Source organism: Pseudoxanthomonas taiwanensis (genome assembly GCF_010093135.1).
Lineage (GTDB): Bacteria > Pseudomonadota > Gammaproteobacteria > Xanthomonadales > Xanthomonadaceae > Pseudoxanthomonas > Pseudoxanthomonas taiwanensis.
This window is the reverse complement of the sequence record NZ_PDWK01000108.1, coordinates 1-5688: the sequence shown is the minus strand read 5'-3', so window position 1 is coordinate 5688 and position 5688 is coordinate 1. Positions and strand designations below refer to the sequence as shown.

The window sequence follows — 5688 nt, the reverse complement described above, 5'->3', positions numbered from 1 at the left end:
CGCCCACTCCCGGCGCCGCCCCCCCCTCTCTAGTCGCCGGCAGCTTCAGATGTTTAGAAGAGACCGCTGCTGCCCCGGCTCGGCGGGCGCCGGCGCGGGCGCGGCCGGTTCGCTGGCCGGGGCGGCCACCCCGCCGGCGGGTGCTTCCGCGGGCGCGGCCGGCGCCGGGATCAGCGCGGCCGGCGTGTCCACCTTGCCCTCCGGCAGCGACACGCGCAGCCGGCGGGTCATGGGCGGATAGCAGATGCCGCCGTCCTGGCAGCCCTGGAAGGTCACCACCAGGGTGCCCTTGGCCGGGCGCGGGTGCGCGCGCCGGATCGGGACCTCGACCTCCACCGCCTGGAAATAGACCATCACCTCGCCGAAGTGCTCGTCGCGGTGGCGGGTGCCCTGTGGCCAGCGCGGGGTCAGCGCCTCCAGGCCGTCGGCGCCCTTGAGCTCGAAGCGGCTGCGGTCGCGGTAGATGTAGTAGCCCGGCGCCGGCTGCAGGCGCACCAGCACGCGGTTGCCGCCGTCGGCGATGGCCTCGGCCCGGAACGCGCGCGACTCCGGCAGGGCCGGCTGGTTCGGCAGCAGGCCGCGCAGGCCGCCACCGCCGGTGGTCGCCAGGCCGGCGAGCGCGGCGGCCCCCTCCGCCGGGGGCAGGTCCACCCGCAGGTGGCGGGTCTGCGGCGGGTAGCAGATGCCCGCGTCGGCGCAGCCCTGGTAGCGGACCTCGAGCACGGCCGGGGCGGGGGGGGCGGCAGGCTGGCCGGCCAGGGTGGCCAGCAGCCGGCCGCGGTAGGTCTCCACCCGGCCGAAGAACTCGTCCACGTGCGGCCTGCCGGGCGGCAGCTCGAGCTCGCCGCCGGTGAAGCCGCCGCTGGCCTTGACCCGGATCTGGTGGCGGTACAGGTAGTAGCCGTCGGCGATGCGCCACTGCAGTTCGATGCGCTCGCGGGACGGGGCGTGGGCCTGCAGGACGAAGGCCTCGTCCACCGGCAGCAGCGCGGCCTCGTCCACGGCGGCGGACGACGGGCGGGGCAGCAGGACGGACAGCAGCCCCAGCAGGGCGGCCAGGAAGGGACGGTTCATCGGGTTCAAGCTCGTTCGCTCCGGCGGGTCTCTTCGGCCACCCAGGCCAGGTAGGCGGGCAGCCCGCCGGCCGCTTGGACCGCGAGCACCTCCGGCAGTTCATAGGGATGGGCGGCGCGCAGGTGTTCGGTCAGCGCCGGGACCAGCGCGGCCCGGGTCTTGAGCAGTAGCAGCACCTCGTCGGCCTGCTCGATCCGGCCCTGCCAGCGGTACACCGAGCGCATGCCCGGCAGCACGCTGGCGCAGGCGGCCAGCCTGGCCTCGACCGCCGAGGCGGCCAGCCGCCCGGCGCTGTCACGGTCCGGACAGCTGCAGAAGACGAGATGGATGTCCATGGGGGGACCCATCTTAACCGGGGCGAGCCTCGGGTCGCGGCAGCGGTTGCCTTGGCAACCATCGCTCACGCCCCGGCAACCGTCCCTGCGGCAGGCTTGGAGGTTCGCCGTCCGCGCCGTCGTCGGGGCCGGGAGACGGATTTCGCGCGGCGGCCCTTGAAAGCCGGCCGGCCCCACCCCATTTGCCCGGACATGCCGGCCCACGTCCGGTTACTACCGTCCGCGGCGCTGGCACTCGCAGGGGGCGAGTGCTAGACTCGCCGCCCATTTTGCAACCCTGTCAATCACTTAAGAGGGATTGAAATGAGCAACATCAAGCCGCTGTACGACCGCGTCGTGATCAAGCGCACCGAGGAGGAGAAGGTCTCCGCCGGTGGCATCGTGATCCCCGATTCGGCCGCCGAGAAGCCGATCAAGGGTCAGGTCGTCGCCGTCGGCGAGGGCAAGGTGCTCGACAACGGCAATGTTCGCGCCCCGAAGGTGAAGGTCGGCGACCAGGTGCTGTTCGGCAAGTACAGCGGCACCGAGGTCAAGCTCGACGGCGTCGAGTACCTGGTGGTCAGGGAAGACGACATCCTCGCGATCCTGGGCTGACCGCCCGCGCTCCCTCCGTTTCCGCGAAACGCAACCCCATTCAACTGAGGTAATACCGCAATGGCTGCCAAGGATATCCGCTTCGGTGAAGACGCCCGCGCCCGCATGTTGCGCGGCGTGAACATCCTCGCCAACGCCGTCAAGGCGACCCTGGGCCCGAAGGGCCGCAACGTCGTGCTCGAGAAGAGCTTCGGCGCCCCGACGATCACCAAGGACGGCGTGTCCGTCGCCAAGGAGATCGAGCTGTCCGACAAGTTCGAGAACATGGGCGCCCAGATGGTCAAGGAGGTCGCCTCCAAGACCTCCGACAACGCCGGTGACGGCACCACCACCGCCACCGTGCTGGCCCAGGCCATGATCCGCGAGGGCATGAAGGCAGTGGCCGCCGGCATGAACCCGATGGACCTCAAGCGCGGCATCGACAAGGCCGTGACCGCCGCGGTCGAGGAGCTGAAGAAGCTGTCCAAGCCGACCGCCGACGACAAGGCCATCGCCCAGGTCGGCACCATCTCGGCCAACAGCGACGAGTCGATCGGCAACATCATCGCCGAGGCGATGAAGAAGGTCGGCAAGGAAGGCGTCATCACCGTCGAGGAAGGCTCGGGCCTGGAGAACGAGCTGGACGTGGTCGAGGGCATGCAGTTCGACCGCGGCTACCTGTCGCCGTACTTCATCAACAACCAGCAGTCGATGCAGTGCGAGCTGGATGATCCGTTCGTCCTGCTGCACGACAAGAAGATCTCGTCGGTCCGCGACCTGCTGCCGATCCTCGAGGGCGTGGCCAAGGCCGGCAAGCCGCTGCTGATCGTGGCCGAGGAGGTCGAGGGCGAGGCCCTGGCGACCCTGGTGGTCAACACCATCCGCGGCATCGTCAAGGTCTGCGCGGTCAAGGCCCCGGGCTTCGGTGACCGCCGCAAGGCGATGCTGGAGGACATGGCCGTCCTGACCGGCGGCACCGTGATCTCCGAGGAGGTCGGCCTGCAGCTCGAGAAGGCCACCATCAAGGACCTGGGCCGCGCCAAGAAGGTCGTGGTCTCGAAGGAGAACACCACCATCATCGACGGCGCCGGCGAGGCTTCCGCGATCGAGGCCCGCATCAAGCAGATCAAGGCCCAGATCGAGGAGACCACCTCCGACTACGACCGCGAGAAGCTGCAGGAGCGCGTGGCCAAGCTGGCCGGCGGCGTGGCCGTCATCAAGGTCGGTGCCGCCACCGAGGTCGAGATGAAGGAGAAGAAGGCCCGCGTCGAGGACGCCCTGCACGCCACCCGTGCGGCCGTCGAGGAAGGCGTGGTGCCGGGCGGCGGCGTGGCCCTGATCCGTGCCAAGAAGGCCATCGAGGGCCTGAAGGGTGCCAACGAGGACCAGAACCACGGCATCCAGATCGCCCTGCGCGCCATGGAGGCCCCGCTGCGCGAGATCGTCACCAACGCCGGCGAGGAGCCGTCGGTCATCGTCAACAAGGTCAAGGAAGGCGACGGCAACTTCGGCTACAACGCCGCCACCGGCGAATTCGGCGACATGGTGCAGTTCGGCATCCTGGACCCGACCAAGGTCACCCGCACCGCGCTGCAGAACGCCGCGTCGATCGCCGGCCTGATGATCACCACCGAGGCCATGGTGGCCGAGCTGCCGAAGAAGGAAGAGCCGGCGGCCGGTGGCATGGGCGGCATGGGCGGCATGGACTTCTGATCCAGGCCCCAGGCCGATCCACGCAGTACCCGGGAAGGCCCCGCCCAGGCGGGGCCTTCTTTTTTGTCCGCGCGGGTTGCTCGCGCGGAACCGGCGCGGCGCGATGCGCTTTGCGGATCCGGGCGCGTGGGCGGCGGCCGCGCCGCCGCAGGCCAGCGCCGCTCCCGCGAAGGCCGCCGGCGTGTGCTCTTCGCCTCGGGGCCGGGACGGAGTTGCGGATGAAACTGTGGCACCGCACAAAAAGCCGTGCTATCAATGGCCCCATGACCGCAGGCCGCGCCCGCTTCCACTTCTGGTACTACTTTCCGAAGCCGTTGGCGGAGGAAGGGGCGCGCGTGGCCTGAGCAGAGCGAAACACCGCAACACACCCCTGAAAGCCGCCAGCAGTCCTGGCGGCTTTTTCGTCGCCCGGCCCGCGGCGGTGCACCGACCCGAGGAGCACCCATGGTTCCCCCGCACACCGACGACCTCCGCATCCGCCGCATCGATGCGCTGGTCGCGCCCGCCCAGCTGATCGCGCGCCTGCCCTGCGACGAGGCCGCCTCGCAGACCGTGGCCGACGCCCGCCGCGCCCTGCACCGCATCCTGCACGGGCAGGACGACCGCCTGGCGGTGGTGATCGGCCCGTGTTCGATCCACGACCCGGTGGCGGCGATGGAATACGCCACCCGCCTGCGCCCGCTGCGCGAGGCGCTGGGCGACGCGCTGGAAATCGTGATGCGCGTCTACTTCGAGAAACCACGCACCACCGTCGGCTGGAAGGGCCTGCTCAACGACCCGGACCTGGACGGCAGCTTCGACATCAACAAGGGCCTGTACGTCGGCCGCGCGCTGCTGCGCGACATCAACCTGCTGGGCGTGCCGGCCGGTTGCGAGTTCCTGGACCCGATCTCGCCGCAGTACATCGCCGACCTGGTGGCCTGGGGCGCGATCGGCGCGCGCACCACCGAGAGCCAGATCCACCGGCAGATGGCCTCCGGCCTGTCCTGCCCGGTGGGCTTCAAGAACGGCACCGACGGCAACGTGCGCATCGCCGCCGACGCGGTGATGGCCGCCTCCCACCCGCACCATTTCCTGGCCGTGACCAAGGACGGCCGGTGCGCGGTGGCGGCCACCTCGGGCAACCCGGACTGCCACGTGATCCTGCGCGGCGGCAAGGTGCCCAACTACGACGCCGCCAGCGTGCAGGCCGCGGCCGAGGTGCTGGAACGGGCCGGCCTGCCGGCGCGGCTGATGGTCGACGCTAGCCATGCCAACAGCGGCAAGGACCCGGACAACCAGCCGCGGGTGGTCGAGGACGTGGCCCGCCAGCTGGAGGCCGGCGAACGCCGGATCGTCGGCATGATGGTGGAAAGCCACCTGGTCGGCGGCCGCCAGGACCTCGTGCCGGGCCGCCCGCTGACCTACGGCCAGAGCATCACCGACGGCTGCCTGGGCTGGGAAGCCTCGGTGGAGGTGCTGCAGCGCCTGGCCACGGCGGTCCGCCAGCGCCGCGGCCGGTGCCTGGCCGGGGCCGCGGCCTGAACCGTTTTGCGCAAAAAGGGGGGGGGAAGGGGCCGGAAGCCGGTTTCCGGGCCGTTCCGGCGCGCCCCGCCGGCGGTCCTGTCCGCGTCTCTCTGTTACCGATAACATCACGGGATTGTTCCCTATTCAGCATTTTCGGCGAACTGGCGGCAAAGTGGCGGCCATCTGGTCTTTTTTGCAGTGCAGCGTGCAAAGCGGCTAACGGCTCCTTCACGATGCCCACGCATCCCGACGTGGGGGAGGGAGCAGGCCCGCCAGACAGTTCGCTGCCGGCGGGCTTTTTTAATCCTGATTAGCCCCGACCCTCAGCCATGAAAATTGCTCGCAGCGCGCAAGACCGGCTCGGGGCAAGGCTTGCAGCGCAGCATGGCGGTGGCCAGTCGCGGCAGCATCTCATGCAGGCGGAAGCGACGGTTGAACCGGTAGGCGGCTTCGGCCAGGTAGCGCCGCGCGTACTTGGCCTGGCGGA

Annotated in this window: 6 protein-coding genes and 1 pseudogene; 4 read left to right on the top strand and 3 right to left on the bottom strand. The window is 70.2% G+C overall.

From position 1 onward, the window contains the following. Positions 1–45 precede the first annotated feature (45 nt). Positions 46–1074, bottom strand: a complete 1029-nt coding sequence (locus CR938_RS13710) for a protein-disulfide reductase DsbD domain-containing protein (RefSeq protein ID WP_162125532.1) — start codon at positions 1072–1074, stop codon at positions 46–48. Positions 1075–1079: 5 nt separating this feature from the next. Continuing rightward, a complete protein-coding gene (gene cutA / locus CR938_RS13705) occupies positions 1080–1409 on the bottom strand; it encodes a divalent-cation tolerance protein CutA (protein WP_246191100.1) in 330 nt (109 codons plus the stop codon). 303 nt (positions 1410–1712) lie between these two features. Between cutA and groES the strand changes: the two genes are divergently transcribed. The 4 genes from groES (at position 1713) to CR938_RS13690 (ending at position 5219) form a co-directional block, all read left to right on the top strand. After that, complete coding sequence (gene groES / locus CR938_RS13700) at positions 1713–2003, top strand: co-chaperone GroES (protein ID WP_162125530.1); 291 nt, start codon at positions 1713–1715, stop codon at positions 2001–2003. Positions 2004–2063: 60 nt separating this feature from the next. After that, positions 2064–3695: a chaperonin GroEL gene (groL, locus tag CR938_RS13695; RefSeq protein WP_162125529.1), complete on the top strand. Its 1632-nt coding sequence runs from the start codon at positions 2064–2066 to the stop codon at positions 3693–3695. 218 nt (positions 3696–3913) lie between these two features. Beyond that, entirely contained in the window at positions 3914–4039 is a 126-nt protein-coding gene (locus CR938_RS14820; protein WP_281350286.1) for a hypothetical protein, read from the top strand. 100 nt (positions 4040–4139) lie between these two features. After that, positions 4140–5219, top strand: a complete 1080-nt coding sequence (locus CR938_RS13690) for a 3-deoxy-7-phosphoheptulonate synthase (protein ID WP_162125528.1) — start codon at positions 4140–4142, stop codon at positions 5217–5219. Positions 5220–5524: 305 nt separating this feature from the next. On the opposite strand, the pseudogene CR938_RS13685 reads toward CR938_RS13690, so the two are convergent. Continuing rightward, positions 5525–5688, bottom strand: a pseudogene (locus CR938_RS13685) (IS1595 family transposase); the annotation flags it as partial.